The following is a 16,252-nucleotide window of genomic DNA, read 5'->3' as shown; positions in this document are numbered from 1 at the left end:
TCGGCGTGGATGAACCAGTGCACCACGACGCTAACGCCCCACCTCTCCCTTGCGACACCACCCCGACGGCATGATCACCCGTCAGCCGGGCTCGGGAGTGAGGTGGGCGAGGGCCGTCTCGGCCTGGCGCAGGAACAGCACCGCGCCCTGGGCGCCGGCCACGACCATCGCCTGGCGCAGCGGCCGCGACGCCTCTTCCACGGGGCGGCCGCAGGCGTGGAGCGCCAGTGCCCGCAGGTGCAGGTTCCTGGCCTGGAAGGCGCGCTCCCCGGTCTCGGCGGCGATCTCCTCGGCCTGGTCGAGCCGCGCCAGCGCGTCGGCGGCACGCCCGCGCCGCAGCTCCTGCTCGGCCAGCATGCCGAGGAAGCAGGGCCGGTTGAGCGCGGTGCCGGTGCGCGACAGCTCGTCCAGGCCGTACTTCAGGCGCGTGATGCCCTCCTCGGCGTCCGCGGGTTCGGCGAGCTCGGCCTCCGCCCAGCCGGCCAGGATGGTCCCCATCACGCTGATCGGGGTGATGGAGTAGCGGCTGACCCGGTCGAGGGCGGCGGTGGCGTGCCGCCAGGTCAGGTGGGCGTCCCCGCGCAGCCAGGCGAGCCGCGCGGCGAAGATCGAAGTGAGGCCCTCGGGCACCGGGCTGTCCAGGGCGGCGGCCCGCTCGCGCGCCTCCTGGTCCAGGAGGTCGGCCTCGGCGTCGTCCCCGCGCAGCGCGGCCGACAGCGCGGCGATGGACCGGCCGTGAACGCGCGGGTCGTTGAACCGCAGGACGGCCGCCACCTCCCCCGCGCGATCGGCCAGGCCGACGCTTCCGGCCAGCAGCTTGCTCGCCAGGTGCTGGTCCCCGCGGAAGAAGGTGATCATGCCCCGGCCGTGCACGGCGGCGAGCGCGGCCAGCGCGTCCTCGGTGTGCTCGGCGAGGCTGAGGGCGACGCGTTCGGCCTCGTCCAGCCGGCCGCCGTTGATCGCCGCCACGCACAGTCCCCAGGCGGCCGGCACCCACTGCGCGCTCGGCAGCGCGCTGCGCGCGGTCAGGTCGCGGGCGCGCAGGAACGCCGCGCGGGCCGGCTCGCTGGCGTACCCGTGCCGGCGGGCGAGCAGCGCGCCGAGGCGCACCTGGATGCGCAGTTCCTGGTCGACGCGCTCCTGCTCGCCGGGCAGCGCCCGCGCCAGCAGCAGGGCGCGTTGCAGCAGCGTCTCGGCGTGCTCGTGGGCGAGGGAGCTCTGCGCGCGCCGCGCCGCGGCGAAGACGTGCGGGAGCGCGACCGCGGGGCCGGTCACCGGCCACGCCTCCCACAGGTGGTGGGCGATCTCGTCGACGTCGGCGCCGGACCGCAGCAGCGCGAGCCCGATCTTCTCGTGCAGCCGCGCCCGCCTCACCTGGCCGAGCTCGGCGTACACGGCCTCCCTGACCAGAGGGTGGGCGAAGCGGTAGCGGCCGACGGCGGAGGGGTCCTCCACGAGCAGGCCGGTGACGACGGCGCTCTCCAGGCTCTCCAGCAGGCGCTCCTCGTCCAGCCCGGTGACGGTGGCGAGTGGCGCCATGCCGAACTCCTGCCCGGCGACGGCGGCGATCGACAGCGTCTCCCGCGCGGAGTCGGGCAGCCGGTGCCGGCGGCGGCGGATGACGTCCCGCACCCCCGCCGGGATCTCGCGCTCCAGCCGGGTGCGGATGTCCTGGTCGCTGAGGGCGCGTTCACTGCGCAGCATGCGGGTGAGCTCGGTGACGAAGAACGGGTTGCCGCCGGTGCGCTCGTGCAGGACGGCCGGCAGCTCGGAGGGGACGGCGCCCTCAGTGCAGTTCTTCACCAGCACGGCGACGTCGTCCACGTCCAGCGGGCCGAGCTGCAGCCTGCGGGTGCGCCGCTCCCTGACCAGGGACGCCAGCAGGTCGGCGACCGGCGGGTCGTTCCGGTCGTCGCGCAGCGTGGCCACCAGCAGCACCGGCGAGCGCCACAGCTCGGCGGCGAGGTAGGCGGTGAGCTGGATCGAGGGCGGGTCGGCCCAGTGCAGGTCCTCGAACACCAGCGTGAGCGGCCGCAGGGCGGCCAGCCGGACCACGACGCGGGCGATGGCGTCGTAGATGGGGACGCGGATGTGCTCGGCGGAAAGGCCCCGCAGGTGCGGGTCGACGGGGACGGGCGCCTCCAGCAGCGCCGGGATCAGCGGGGCGAGCAGCGTGGCGTGCGGGCGGGCCGCCTCGGCGAACGCCTCGGGCAGCTCCTCCGCCAGCCGCCTGAGCAGTTGCACCCCCAGCCAGTACGGGGGCGTCGCCGCGTCCTCGACGGCGCGGCTCCACACGACGAGGGATCCGTGCGTGTCCGCCCGTTCGGCGACCGCCTCGGCCAGCCGGGTCTTGCCGATGCCCGGCTCGCCGACCAGCAGCAGCGTGCGCCCCTCCCCGTCGAGCGCGCCCTTGAGGTCGGACTCGGCGAGGCTGAGCTCCAGGCCGCGGCCGATGAGCTGTTCGGCGGGCGGGGCGGGGAGGCGTTCGGGCAGGGTCACCGGGGCGAGGACGGGGACCTCGGGGTCCAGGGAGGCGGACTGGCTGAGGATCTCGTCGAACCGGCGGCGCAGCGCCGGGCCGGGATCGATGCCGAACTGGTCCGCCAGCGCCAGCCGCACCTGGTGGAAGGCGTCCAGGGCCTCCGACTGGCGCCCGGCCCGGTAGAGGGCCAGCATGCGCAGCGCCACGAGGCTCTCGCGCAGCGGGTGGTCGGCGGTCAGCCTCTCCAGGGCCTCCAGCACCTCGTGGTGCAGCCCGAGGGCCAGCAGGCTCTCGGCGTGCGTCTCCATCGCGATCAGGCGCAGGTCGCCCAGCCGCTCGCCCTCCTGGCGGGCGAAGGCGTACTCGGCGAGGTTCTCGTACGGCGTGCCCCGCCACAGGGCGAGCGCCCCTTCCAGGACGGTGCGGGCGTCCCAGGGCCGGCTCCTGCCCAGCAGCTTCCTGCCCTGCCTGACGGCGTCCTCGAAGACCAGCGCGTCGAGCTGTTCGCGGGCGACGGCCAGCATGTACCCGGGCGGCTGGGTGACGATGACGCGGGGAGGCTCGCGGGGCACCCTGGACGGCTCGACGATGGTGCGCAGGTTGGACACGTACGCCTGCACGGTGCCGGTCGCGGTCGGAGGCGGCGAGCACTCCCACAGCTCTTCGATGATGCGGTCGAGGGACATCACCTGGCCCGCGCGGGTGAGGAGCACCGCGAGGACGGCCCGCTGTTTCCGGGGGCCGAGCGGCACCGGCCGGCCCTCCTCGGAGACCTCGAGCTGTCCAAGGACACGGAACTCCATCGAACCCCCTTGACCGGCCTTATCCGTTCACGTCATGCATAGGCCGTCCGCGCCGCCGGGACAAGCGGATATACGGTCATCGATCCGGCACGGCTCCGTTCATGGCATCACGGCCTCCATGGCACCACGATCCCGACGAACGGCACTAATCACTTACTAAAAATTTCAAGCGTCCTACAAGGCCCGCCCAGCAGGCTCGGGAGCCGGCGCACCAAGCGCCCCTCGGGGGGAACACGGGGATGACCGACACTACGGAGGAAGGCTGTGAGCGGGGCACAGATGCAGATGACCCGGATCGCGGGGGGCGAACCGGAGTCGTCGCTGCGAGCCGGGGAAAGCTCGTTGCACACCGACGGCGACCTGCGCACCGGCCGCCGATGGTTCGAGGCGGCCTACCGGGCCGCGCAACGCCGCGGCGACGGGGACGCGATGGCCCGCGCCGCGCTCGGGCTCGGCGGCCTCTGGGTGCACGAGCACCGCACGGCCGCCGACGCGGCGAACGTCCGGGTGCGCCAGCGGCACGCGCTGGCGCTCGCCGACCCGGCCTCCTCGCCCGCGCTGCGGCTGCGGGCCCGGCTGACCGGCGAGGACGACTACCGCACCGGCGGGCACGCCGCGATCCTCACCGTCGTCGCGCAGGCCAGGCAGGCGGGCGACCCGGTGGCGCTCGCCGAGGCGCTGAGCCTGGCCCACCACTGCGTCCTCGGCCCCGGCCACGAGGCGCTGCGGCGGCGCCTGGCCCAGGAGCTGATCGAGGTCGCCTCGGTCACCGGCCGGCACGGGGACCTGCTGATGGGACTGCTGTGGCGCACGGTCGACGCCTTCGCCGAAGCCGACCCGCACGTCGAGCGCCGCCTGCGGGAGCTGCGCGCCCTGCTCGAACAGCACGACCACCTGGCCGTCTCGTTCGTGGTCAGGGCGATGGAGGTGATGCTGAGCATCCGCGCCGGCCGGTTCGCCGAGGCCGAAACCCTCGCCGCCGCGTGCGCGGCCCGGGGCGCCGAGGCCGGTGACATCGACGCGCTGGGCTGGCACCGGGCGCAGCTCGGCACCATCCGCTGGTACCAGGGCCGGGCGGCCGAGCTGGTCGGGGTGCTGACGGACCTGGCCGGCTCGCCCGAGCTGAGCGCGATGGACAACTCCACGTTCGCGGGCCTCGCGGTCGCGGCCGCCTCGGCGGGCGACCGGCACCTCGCGGCCGCCATGCTCGCCCGCCTGTGCGGCCAGGACCTGGCCGACCTGCCGCGTTCCAGCAGCTGGCTGATGGCCATGTACGGGGTCGTCGAGGCGGCGCACCTGCTCGCCGACACCCGGCTGTCCGCCCAGGCGTACACCCTGCTGGCGCCGTTCGCCCACCTGCCGGTGGTCGTCAGCCTGGGAGCGGCCTGCCTCGGGTCGGTGCACCACTGCCTCGGAGTCGCCTCGCTCACCGTCGGCGACCTCGACCGGGCCGTGGAGCATCTGCGGGCCGCCGTCCAGGGCAACCTGGCCATCGGGCACCGGCCGGCGGTCGTGCTGTCCCGGGCGCGGCTCGGGCAGGCGCTCGCGCTGCGCCACGGGCCCCGTGACGAGGCCGCGCGCCGGCAGCTCGCCCTGGCCGCCCAGGAAGCGGCCGCGCTCGGCATGAGCGTGCCCGGCGGCGGGCCCGGCACGGCCGCCCGTCCCTCCGCCGGCGGGCGGCGCGCGACGGGCGCGGTGTGCCGGCGGCGCGGTGAGCAGTGGCTGGTCGAGCTCGGCGGCCGGACCGCGGTCGTGGACCACGGCGTCGGCATGAGTCACCTGGCCGTCCTGATCGCCAACCCGGGCTACGAGGTCCCCGCCGTCGACCTGGCCGCGGGCCCCCGTTCCCGGGACGCCGGCACGGCCTGGTCGTCCGGCCAGCCGGTGCTGGACGAGGCGGCCAGGCGCACCTACAAGGAACGCCTGTCACGCCTTGAGGCGGAGATCGAGGAGCACGAGGCGATGAACGACCACGAGCGCGCCGCCGCCTCGCGCGCCGAGCGCGACTGGCTGGTCGCCGAGCTCGCCTCCGCCGCCGGCCTGGCCGGCCGCGCCCGCGAGTTCGCCGGCGGCGAGGAACGCGCCCGGATCGCCGTCGGCAAGGCCATCCGCCGCGCCCTCAACCGCATCACCGAGGCCGACCCCGTCCTCGGCGGCCAGCTCCGCGCCACCGTCCACACCGGCCTTCTCTGCTCCTACAACCCTGGATAGCCGCGCGTCCGCGCACCTCAAAGGGCCGGTCCCCTCCAGGGACCGGCCCTTTCCCGCGCCTCGCCCCCGTCCCCCCGCCGTCTCGTGGCGGGCGGGGGGACGGGGCGACGGTCAGCGGGTGAGGAGGGCCGAGGGCTCGGCGCGCAGGGAGCGCGGGCCCAGCCGGAGCGCGGCGGTGAACGCCTCGCCCACGGCGCGGGCCGCGCCCGCCGGGACCTGGTCGGGCCGGTGGGCCAGGCGCACCTCGCAGCCGCCGCCGTCGTCCGGCCACACCCCGGTGACCAGGTCACAGGTGGCGTCCACGGCCTCGGGACGGCGGAACTCGGCGGCGCACCCGGCCAGCCGCAGCCTCGGCTGCCGGTCGTGCAGGCTGAACATCACCCGGTACAGCGGGTTCGACATGCCTTCCCGCACCGGGTTGACCAGCTCCACGACCTCGCTGAACGGCACGTCGGCCGCGGCGAGCGCGGCCCCCGCGGCGTCCCTGGCCTGCCCGATCAGCGTGCCCGCGTCGCCGGCGAGACCGGGGCGCAGCCGCACGCAGACCGTGTCGATCAGGCAGGTCAGGGCATCCTCGAGCACCGGCCCGCCGCGCCGCGCCACCGGGGTGCCGACGGTCAGATCGCCCTCGCCTGTGACCCGGTACAGGACGTCGGCGTACGCGGCGAGCAGCACCGCGAACCTGGTGGCGCCGTGGGCGCGGGCGGCGCGGTCCCACACGGCCAGTTCCTCGGCGGTGACCCGCCAGGCCAGCCCGCCCGTCGCCGGGCGTTCGTCCGCGAGCAGGTCGAAGGCCACGGGGACCCGCGGCACCGCCGGCCGGGGCAGGCCGCGCAGGGCCGAGCGCCAGTACTCGCGCTGGACCGCCAGGTCCGCCTGCCGGAGCTGCCGCCGGTACTCGGTGACCACCTCCGCCAGCGTCGGAGCGGCGCCCCGCCCTGAGGGCCGGTCCACGCCGGACCGCCCGTCCCCGGGCCTGGCGCCCTGAGGCGGTTCCCCGTCGGCGTGCCCGTCCCCTGAGCGGCCGACTTCGGACGGGTCCGCGCCGGGCCGTCCGTGCTCGCCGAGCCGGGAGCGGTAGGCGGCCGACAGGTCGGCGCACAGGACCTCCTGCGACCATTCGTCGAAGGCGACGTGGTGCACCGCCAGCCCGAACAGCGTGCGCCCGGAGCCGGCGGCGCGCACCAGCCCCGCGCGCCACACCTCGCCCTCCGCCAGGTCCAAGGGGCGGGAGAGCGCCGCGTCCAGCGTCCGCCAGGCCGCCTCCTCGTACAGCTCGTCGGGCAGCACCCGCCACTCCGTGGAAGCTCCGCCGGTCACGACCGCCACCGCGTCGTCGTCGAAGACGTACCGCGCCCGCAGCGCCTCGTGCCGTGCGGTCACGTCCCGCACCGCGCCCGCGAGCGCCCGCTCGTCCACCGGCCCGTCCAGCCACCACGCCATCCGGCACAGGCCGGACACGTCGCCGGGGTCGATGAGGTGCCTGAGCAGGAAGCCGACCTGCATCGGCATCAGCGGCACGCGCGCCGGGTCCACCGCCTCCTCGGGGACGTCCTCGGCCGCCGCGGCGACGGGCCGCTCCAGCCACCCGGCGAGCGCGTCCACCTCGGGGGTGCGGAACAGCTGCGATATCGGCACGGCCGTGCCGAACCGGGCCTCCACCCGCGTGCACAGCCGCATCGCGTCCAGCGAGTCGCCGCCCAGGGCGAAGAACGGGACGTCCCCCGGCACGTGCGCGACCCCGAGCACCTCGGCGTACACGGCGGCCAGATCGGCACGCAGGGACCCCTGCCCGGCGACGCCCGCCGCCGCCTCCGGCGCGCCGCCCCCGGCCGGCGGGCCCGGGCGGGGGACGGCGGAGGTCATGGCCAGCAGGGCCGGATGGTCCAGCTTGCCGGTCGGGGTGAGCGGGATGTGCCGCACCTCGCGCACCTCGTCCGGCACCAGGTAGCCGGGCAGCCGGCGGCGCAGCAGCGCCGTCAGGCCCGCGGGGTCGACGCCCGCGCCGGCCGCGGAGCGGTAGAACAGGACCAGGCGGCGGAAGGTCCCGTCCTCCTCGACCGGCACGGCGGCGCACCAGCCCACCCCGGCCACCTCGCCGGCGGCGCGCTCGATCTCGCCCGGCTCGATCCGGTTGCCGCGGATCTTCACCTGGCGGTCCGCGCGGCCGGCGAAGTGCAGCAGGCCCGAGTCGGACCAGTGGCCGAGGTCACCGGTGCGGTAGACCCGCGTGGGGACGCCGTCGAGGTCCACGGTGGTGAACCTGCGCGAGGTCAGCCCGGGGTCGCCGAGGTACTCCACCGCCAGGCCGTCGCCGGCGATGCAGATCTCCCCCCGCTCCCCCACCGCGCAGGGACGGTCGTCGCCGGACAGGACGTGCACCGCAGTGTTGGCCACCGGACGGCCGATCGGCACCTGCGCGTGCGCGCCGAGGTCGTCCAGGGTGATCGGGTGCGTCGTGGCGAAGATCGTGCTCTCGACCGGCCCGTACGCGTTGACCAGCCGGATACCGGGATGGCGCGTGAGGAAGCGCCGGACGTGCGAGACCGACAGGCGCTCCCCGCCGGTCATCACCTGCCGCACTCCCTCGAACGCCGCCGGGTCCTCATCGACGTACAGGTTGAACAGCGAGGCGGTCAGCCACAGGGTGTCGACGCCGTGCCGGGCGACCATCTCGCGCAGCCGCCCGGGCAGCAGATGCTCGCCGTGGACGAGCACCGAGGTCCCGCCGTTCATCAGCGTGCTCCACAGCTCCAGGTTGAAGGCGTCCCACGGCAGCGGGGCCGCCTGGGGCATCACCGTGTGCGCGCCGAAGTCGGCGAACGCGCAGTCCTGGAACAGGCGGACGGTGCCGCGGTGCGGTGACACGACGCCTTTGGGGGCGCCGGTCGTGCCGGAGGTGAAGAAGATGGACGCGGGCGCGTCCCCCGCCACGGCGACCGGCTCGTGCGCCCGCGCCGTGGCGGCCACCTCCGCCAGGTCGGCCGCCGGGGGCGACCACACCGGCACCGGCCAGCCTTCGGCGCCGCGGTCCCCGGTGCCGTCGACCCGGGACCCGGCGGCCAGCGGGCCGCCGGCCTCGTCGCCGTCCGGGCCGTCCGGGCCGTCCGGGCCAGCCGGGTCCGCCGGGTCCGGGTGGTCGGTGACGACGATGGAGCCGCACTGGCGGGCCAGGGCGGTGAGGCGGGCGGCCGGCCAGCGGGGATCCAGCGCGGCGTACGCGGCGCCGCGCTTGAGGACGGCCAGCAGCACCGCCACCAGCCGCGCCGACCGGGGGAGCACGACCGGGACCGTCATCCCCGGCCCCACCCCCGCCTCGGCCAGGCGCACGGCGTACTCCTCCGACGCCGCGTCCAGCGTGCCGTAGGTCACCCGCACCTCGCCGTCGACCAGCGCGACGGCGCCGGGCCGCCGGGCCGCCTGTTCCCGGACCAGTTCGTGGATGGTGTCCACGCGGTACGGCAGCGCCGTCGCGTTCCATCGTGGATCCGGTCTCATGTCAGCTTCCCCATCCTTCCTGGCAGGTGCCGAGCAGCGTGCGCAGCCGCTCGGCGAGCACGGCGACGGCCGGGGGCCGCATGACCGAGTGGTGGTCGCCGGGCACGAGTTCGACGCTGAGCCGCGCGCCGGCGAGCCCGGTCCAGCCGAACGCGGCGTCCTGCCCGGCGTCGAGCTCGCGCACCGGCCGGTAGAGCACCACGGGATGGTCGAGGGTCTCTCCGGGGGTGAAGGCGCGCAGGTAGTCGTGCACCGCCAGGATGTTGTTCTTGTAGACCCGCAGCAGCCAGCCCAGTTGCTCCGGCCCGGCGTCGGCCGGCAGCACGTCGTGGCGCCGGGCGAGGTCGAGCAGGTGCGCGAGCCGCTGCTCCTCGGTCAGCTCGGCCAGGTCGGCGCGGGTGTCCTCGATGCCGAAGTGCCAGGCGAACCGCTTGAGCAGCGTCGTGTCGTCCAGGTCCGCGCCCGGGCCGCCGGCCGCCTCCTCCGCGCGCAGGCCCGCGGCGGCGGTGGCCGGGGACTCGCTGTCGATGAGCACCAGCACGCCGGTGCGCTGACCCTGGGCGCGCAGCACGCGGGTCATCTCGAAGGCGATGATCCCGCCCAGGCACCACCCGCCGATCAGGTACGGCCCCTCCGGCTGGATCCGGCGCATGCACTCGACGTACCGGGTGGCCATCTCCGTCAGGGTCGGCAGGGGCTCCTGAACCCCGTCCAGGCCGAGCGACTGCATGCCGTGGAACGGCTGGTCGGCGCCCAGGTTGCGGGCCAGGTCCAGGTAGCCCAGCGTGGTGCCGCCGCCCGCGTGGACGCAGAAGAACGGCCTGCGCGCGCCGAGCGCCTGGATCGGCACGGCGATCGGGTCCCGGGTGACCGGGCCGGCGCCGCCATCGCCGTCCCCGGCGTCCTGCCCGGCCGTACGGATGAGGCGGGCCATCGCCGCCACCGTGCCGTCGGTGAACAGGGACGCGAGCGGAAGGTTGTGCCCGGTCCGCCGGCGGATCTGCGCGATGAGCCGCACGGCCAGCAACGAGTTGCCGCCCGCCTCGAAGAAGTCGTCGGTCACGCCGAGCGGCCGGGTGCGCAGCGTGTCCCGCCAGATGGCGAGCAGGCGCGCCTCCTCCTCGTCCCGGGGCTCCACGACCTGCCGTTCCCGCGCACCGGCCACGGGCGCCCTGGCGAGCAGGGCCGCCCGGTCGACCTTGCCGTTCGGGGTGAGCGGCAGCGTGTCCATCGTCTCCACCGTGGCGGGGACCATGTGGTCGGGCAGGCGTTCGAGCAGGAACTCCCGAAGGCCCGGCGCCTCGCCGGGGCCGTCGGCGCCGCAGGCGCGGCGGACGACGACGTAGGCGGCGAGCTGCCGGTCGCCCGCGGCGTCCTCGCGGGCCAGCACGGCGACGTCGCGGACCCGCGGATGCGTGCGGACCACGGCCTCGACCTCGGCCGGCTCCACGCGGAACCCGCGCACCTTGACCTGGTCGTCGACCCGGCCGAGGAACTCGTGCGCGCCGCCGGGCAGCCGCCGCACCCGGTCGCCCGTGCGGTACATCCGCCCCTCCGGGTCTCCGCCGGAGTGGTCGGGCAGGAAGCGTTCGGCGGTGAGGCCGGGCCGGTTGAGGTAGCCGCGCGCCACCTGCGGCCCGGCGATGTACGCCTCGCCCGGCACCCAGTCGGGGACCGGGGTGAGCGACGGGTCGAGCACCAGCACCCTGGTCCGGCCGAGGGGACGGCCGATGGGCACGGTCCGGCACCGCGGGTCCATGCCGTCCGCGGTGACGGCGTGCGTGGTCGCGCCGACGGTCGTCTCGGTCGGGCCGTAGTGGTTGACCACCGCGCAGGACGGCGCGAGCGACTCCACGCGGTCGACCAGGTCCGGCTGGCTGGGTTCGCCGCCGAGCACCAGCGCCGCGCGGGGCAGCAGGTCGCTCGGCCGGGTCGCCACGTCCAGCAGGGCGCGCAGGTGGGACGGGACGATCTTCATGCGGTCGACCGGCTCGCGCCGCAGGTAGGCGGCGAGCCCGTCGGGGTCCGAGGCGCGGTCCTTGGTGATCAGGTGGAGCGTCCCGCCGTTGCAGAGGGCGTGGAACAGCGCCGTGTTGCCCAGGTCGGAGGCCAGCGACGAGACCATGGCGAAGCCGCCTGCCACGGGCGCTCCGAGCGCGGCGGTCAGCCCGGCCACGTAGTGCGCGAGCTGGTCGTGCTCGATGACCACGCCCTTGGGCGTCCCCGTCGTCCCCGAGGTGTAGATCACGTACGCGGGCGCGTGCCGCTCGGGCCGCGGCAGGGAACGGTCCGGAGCCGCCGCGCCCGGGGCGTGCGGCGGGTCCAGGTGGACGGCGCGGGCGCCCGCGGGGAGGCGGGAGGCCAGGTGGGCCTGGGTGAGCACCGGTCCCGCGCCGATGTCGTCGAGCAGGAAGGCCAGCCGCTTGGCCGGCGTGACCGGCTCGACGGGCACGTACGCGGCGCCCGCGAGCAGGATGCCGAGTACGCCGGCGATGGCGTCGAGGCCCCGGTCGGCGAACAGCGGTACCAGGTCGCCGGGCCGCACACCGGCGTCCGCGAGCCGGGCGGCGACCCGCCGGGCGTGGTCGCGCAGTTCGGCGTAGGTGAGGCGCTCCTCCTCGCAGACCACGGCGACGGCGTCCGGCCTGGTGGCGGCGTGCCGCTCGAACAGCTCGTGCACCAGCTCGGGGTCACCGGCGACGCGCGCCGCGGACGGCTCGCGCGCCGGGCCGGGGTCCGCGCCGGGGTGCCGCCGGGACGGCCGTTCCGCGAGCGCGGGATCGCCGCCCTCCACGGTGCCGGCGGTGGCGGCGGTGGCGGTGGCCTCGCCGGTCAGGCGCAGCAGGCCGACGGGGGTCCCGGGCTCCGCGCTCGCGTGGGCGATGAGGGCGGTGAGGGCCGCGCCGAGCCCGGCGACGTCCGCGCGGTCGTACCGCCGAGGGCAGTGGCGCAGGGTCAGGCGCACGGTCCCCGCCAGCTCCACACAGCGGAGCTCCAGCGGGTGACGCCCGGGCCCCTGGTCGATCGCCGCGATCGTGAAACCGGGCTCTCCGGCGGGCGGCGCCGTGACGGCCTGGTAGGCGAACCCCACAAGGTGGGCCGGGGACGCCGTCTCACCGGCCGGGCCCGCGGGATCGGTCCCCCCGCTCGCGCGCCCGGCCGTCTCCGTGAGCCCGCCCACCGGCGCCGGCGTCCCGCCAGGGCCGTCCGCCGGAGCGGCCTGTCCTGACGGCGTGGCGCCGGAAAGGCCGAACGAGCGTGGCGCGGCGTCCAGACGGGCGGTCTCGCGAGCCAGATCCGAGAACGCGAGGGTCTCCGGCACCTCCAGGCTCAGGGCCACGTCGTGGGTCAGCGGCCCGACCACGTCGCGCGCCTCGGTGGCGTCGCGGCCGTCCGCGGCCACGGTCAGGACCATCGACTGCTGCCGCGTGTAGCGGTAGAGGGTCGCGGCCCAGGATGCGGCGAGCAGCGCCCGCACGGGGACCTCCAGCCGCTCGGCGGCCAGGCGCGCCCGGCTCCACGCGGCCGCGCCGATCTCCACGGCCACCTCGCCGGTCCCGGGAGCGCCCGCGGGGTCCGGGACCGCCACCGTCCGCAGGAAAGGCGGCCGGGGCGGGCCCGCCGCCGCGGGAGCGGCGCCGGCCTCGGGAGGCGAAGGCAGGTCGTTCAGCCACTCCGACAGGTCCGCGTACTGCCAGCGGTCGGCGGCGTCGGAGAGGGGCTCGCCGCGGTACAGAGCGGCGAGCTCGTGGACCAGACGCTCCATGGCGGGGCCGTCGGCGCACAGGAGCGGTAATCGCAGCAGCAACGTGTGCCGCCGCGCGCTCTCCCGGCGCACGGCCACCGACAGCAGACCGCCGGCCGTCAGGTCGAGCGGCCGCCCCGCCCAGCGGGCCACGGGGTCGTCCCCGTCCGGCGCGGTCCCCGCCCACGGGGCCGAGGGGTCGTCGTCTCCGGCCGGCGCGGTCCTCGCCCACGGGGCCGAGAGGGCATCGTCTCCGCCCGGCGCGGTCCCGGACCGGAGCGCCATGGCGTCGTCGTGCCCGTCCGCAAGGGGGGCGGCCGGGGGGAGGTCCTCCAGCGGGACGCCGGCCGTGGCGCTGATCACCTGTACCGGCAGGGTCAGCCCGGGGACGGCGTGGAACCCGGTGCGCAGGATCTCGTGCCGGCGTACGAGCTCGGCGATCGCCCGGCGCAGGGCGCCGCGGTCGAGGTCGCCGTCGATCCGCACGGCGCAGACGATCGACGGCGCGGGCGCGCCCTCGCCGCCCGCCCGTACCCAGGTGTCGCGCTGCTGCGGCGACAGCGGGAAGCCCTCCAGGGCCTCGAACGCCTCGGACGCCTCGAATGACGTGGTCACTTGCTCTCCTCCTGTACAGCCAGGCCGATGGGGTCGAATGCGGGGTACGACGGGGTCACTTGCTCTCCTCGTGCTCGCCGCCGGCGGCGGGGGACCCGGGCACGGGGTTGGGGTCGGTCATGGCGACCAGCACCTTGCGCGGCCCCTCGTAGGGGCGGCGGCCGTGGGACATCAGCACGTTGTCGATCAGCAGGACCTCGCCGGCGCTCCACGGCTCGGCCACGGTCTCGGCGGCGAACGCCGCCCTGACCTCCTCAAGCGCGGACTCCTCGATCGGCGTGCCGTCGCCGTACAGCGCGTTGCGGGGCAGGTCCTCCTCGCCCGAGGAGGCGAGCAGCGACTCGCGCACCTCGGCGGGCAGGCTGGAGGGGTGGAACAGGTGGGCCTGGTTGAACCAGGCGGCCTCGCCGGTCACCGGGTGGGACACCACGGCCTGGCAGACCTGCCAGGTGCGCAGCCGGCCCCCGTCGAACCACTCGTAGGAGATCCCGAGATCGCGGAAGGTCCGCTCGGCCTCCTCGCGGTCGTCGGTCTCGAAGGCGCGTTGCCACGACAGGTCGAGCCCGCCGCCGTAGTTGCGCACGTACCGCACCCCGCGCTCGGCGAAGCGCGCCCGCAGGGCCGGGTCGATGCGGCGCAGGACGCGGCGGCTGTCGGCCAGCGGCGTCTCACCGCCGGCGGCCGCCGGGTACTGGCAGTAGAACCAGAGCTTCATCGGCCACCGGGTGGAGTAGGCCATCTCGTTGTGCTGGGGGATGGTCTGGTCCGGCGGGTACTCCGTGGAGGTGTAGACGCCGCCCTTCTCGCGGCTGCGCGGGGTCGAGCCGTACACGTAGTTGAGCAGCTCGGGCGACAGGGCGCTGGAGACCGACTCGAACGCGGCGGCGGTGGTGACGTCGAACCCCTGGAAGCGGATCGCGCCCCGCTCGCCGAGCAGCCGTTCGACCCGCTCGTGGTTGTCCTTGAGCCAGCGCGCCAGGTCCACGCCGGGGACGCGGGGGCGGACCAGCACCGACAGGCCCCCTTCGGTGTCGATGGTGACCAGGTCCAGTTCGGAGAGCCGGATCGCGCGGCGGCGCGGCGCCCGGGTGGGCGCGCTCTCGCTCAGGGCGGTCAGGCCGGTCGTCTCAGTGGTCATTGTTGCCTCCGGGAATGGTGATGGGTGAGGGCCGGTCGAATGCCGCCATGGACGGCGGCAGGTGGGATCTCAGCCGCGCGAGCGGGGAGACCAGGACGAGGATGACGGGGACGGCCAGGCCGGCTCCCGCCACCAGGACGGCCGTGCGCAGCCCGGCATGGTCGCCGAGCAGGCCGCCGGCGAGCGCGCCGAGCGGCATCGTGCCGAAGACCAGGAAACGCATGGTCGCGTTGGCCCGCCCGAGGATGCGGGGCGGGGTGATGAGCTGGCGCAGGGTGACCACCGCGACGTCGAAGAGCGGGACGCCGCCGAGGAGCAGCATCAGGGCCGCCACCGCCCAGGCCACGCGCAGCGCGTACGGCCCGTCCACCGGGGCCAGCAGCAGGCCGCCGGCGGCGGTCACCGCCAGGCCCGCGGTGAGGGTTGGCCCGTAGCCGGCGCGCCGGATCAGCCGCTGCGCGACCGCGGCGCCCAGCACCGCGCCGAGGCTGCCGAGGCCGAGGACGAGCCCGATGACGGCCGGGGCCAGCCGGAGCTCGGTGAGGACGTACAGCACGAGGATGGCCAGCAGGATGTTGCCGAAGAAGTTGGCCACCGCCGCCGCCAGCACGTTCCACCGCAGCAGGGGGTGGCCGAGGACGAACCGCAGCCCCTCCCGCATCTCCCCCGCGACCGACCCCGCGACCGACGCCCTCGTCGACGCCGTAGCCGACGCCGAGGTCGACGCCGTGGGCGTCCCTGGGGCCGTTGGCACGATAGAGCCCGCGATCGTCCCCGGCCCGGCGCCTGGACCGGTCGCGGACGCCGCCCCGGCGCCGGTCCCCGGCAGGGCGCCCGCGCCGTCCGGGCCCGTGCGCTCGTCCACCTTGAGGCGGCCGAGCAGCGTCGCCGAGAGCAGGAAGGACACCACGTCGGCGACGATCGCGAACGGCGCGGTCACCGCCTGCACCAGCACGCCGCCGAGCCCCGGGCCGACGGCCTCGGCGGACGCCCTGCTGACCTCCAGCTTGCCGTTGCCGTCGGCCAGTTGCGCGGGCGCGGCCAGGCTCGGCAGGAACGACTGGGCGGCGACCTCGGACAGCACGGTCATCGTGCCGACGACGAAGGTGACGGCGTAGAGCTGCCCGACCGTGAGCACGCCGAGCCAGGCGGCCACCGGGATCCAGGCCAGGACCGCCGCCCGTACCAGGTCGGCCGCGACCAGCAGCGGACGGCGCCGGGCCCGGTCGGCCAGCGCCCCGGCGAGCAGCCCGAACAGCAGCCACGGCGCGCGGCCGAGCGCGGCGAGCAGGCCCACCTCGAACGGTCCGGCGTCCAGCGTGAGAACGGCCAGCAGCGGGAGCGCGACGAGGCTGACCTGGCTGCCGATCAGCGAGATCGTCTGGCCGGTCCAGAACAGCCGGAAGCCCGCCTCCCGCAGGACAGCCCGCACGGGGAGCGACGCCTCCACCGTGGCCGCGGTGTGGACTCCCTCCCCCCGTCCCCTCTCGCCGGCGATCACGCCTTGGTCCGGTTCCGCGATGCCCATCGGTCCGCCTCTCCCCTCGATGCCGGTGATCTGTGGCGTGCGGGAGCGCCGGGCACGCCGTCGCGTGGTGACGCGCGCGGCCCCGTCCACCCCCGTGAGGCGCCCTTCGGCCGCCTCTCTCATGAAGGCGTTCCACCGCGTTCCACCGCGTTCCAGGACTCGGCTAATCGCCCCGGTACGTCAGGGTTTGAGGTCCTTTGCGGATATTTCTAGAACTGTAAATTTTCAGTTT

Annotated in this window: 6 protein-coding genes; 1 reads left to right on the top strand and 5 read right to left on the bottom strand. The window is 75.8% G+C overall.

Annotated features, from left to right (window positions below):
- Window positions 1-81: 81 nt before the first annotated feature.
- Window positions 82-3,285: a BTAD domain-containing putative transcriptional regulator gene (locus ACFQSB_RS12645; protein WP_380826462.1), complete on the bottom strand. Its 3,204-nt coding sequence runs from the start codon at window positions 3,283-3,285 to the stop codon at window positions 82-84.
- Between the two features lie 264 nt (window positions 3,286-3,549).
- Here ACFQSB_RS12645 and ACFQSB_RS12640 point away from each other — a divergent pair, with 264 nt between their 5' ends.
- On the top strand, window positions 3,550-5,496 hold the full coding sequence (locus ACFQSB_RS12640; RefSeq protein WP_380826460.1) for a hypothetical protein: 1,947 nt from the start codon (window positions 3,550-3,552) through the stop codon (window positions 5,494-5,496).
- Between the two features lie 111 nt (window positions 5,497-5,607).
- Here the strand turns inward: ACFQSB_RS12640 and ACFQSB_RS12635 are convergent, their stop codons facing one another.
- Genes ACFQSB_RS12635 through ACFQSB_RS12620 form a run of 4 tightly spaced genes read right to left on the bottom strand, consistent with a single transcriptional unit; the run spans window position 5,608 to window position 16,020 of the window.
- On the bottom strand, window positions 5,608-8,994 hold the full coding sequence (locus ACFQSB_RS12635; RefSeq protein ID WP_380826458.1) for an amino acid adenylation domain-containing protein: 3,387 nt from the start codon (window positions 8,992-8,994) through the stop codon (window positions 5,608-5,610).
- Window position 8,995: 1 nt separating this feature from the next.
- Window positions 8,996-13,354 carry a non-ribosomal peptide synthetase gene (locus ACFQSB_RS12630; protein WP_380826455.1) on the bottom strand — a complete coding sequence of 1,453 codons (4,359 nt, stop codon included), beginning with the start codon at window positions 13,352-13,354 and terminating at the stop codon, window positions 8,996-8,998.
- 55 nt (window positions 13,355-13,409) lie between these two features.
- Window positions 13,410-14,492, bottom strand: a complete 1,083-nt coding sequence (locus tag ACFQSB_RS12625) for a TauD/TfdA family dioxygenase (RefSeq protein ID WP_380826453.1) — start codon at window positions 14,490-14,492, stop codon at window positions 13,410-13,412.
- Window positions 14,482-16,020: an MFS transporter gene (locus ACFQSB_RS12620; RefSeq protein ID WP_380826451.1), complete on the bottom strand. Its 1,539-nt coding sequence runs from the start codon at window positions 16,018-16,020 to the stop codon at window positions 14,482-14,484. The genes ACFQSB_RS12625 and ACFQSB_RS12620 overlap by 11 nt, the downstream gene beginning before the upstream one ends.
- Between the last annotated feature and the right edge of the window lie 232 nt (window positions 16,021-16,252).

The sequence above is a fragment of the Sphaerisporangium rhizosphaerae genome (assembly GCF_042665155.1).
Lineage (GTDB): Bacteria > Actinomycetota > Actinomycetes > Streptosporangiales > Streptosporangiaceae > Sphaerisporangium > Sphaerisporangium rhizosphaerae.
The sequence above is the reverse complement of the archived record's forward strand: the minus strand, read 5'-3'. Positions and strand labels throughout refer to the sequence as shown.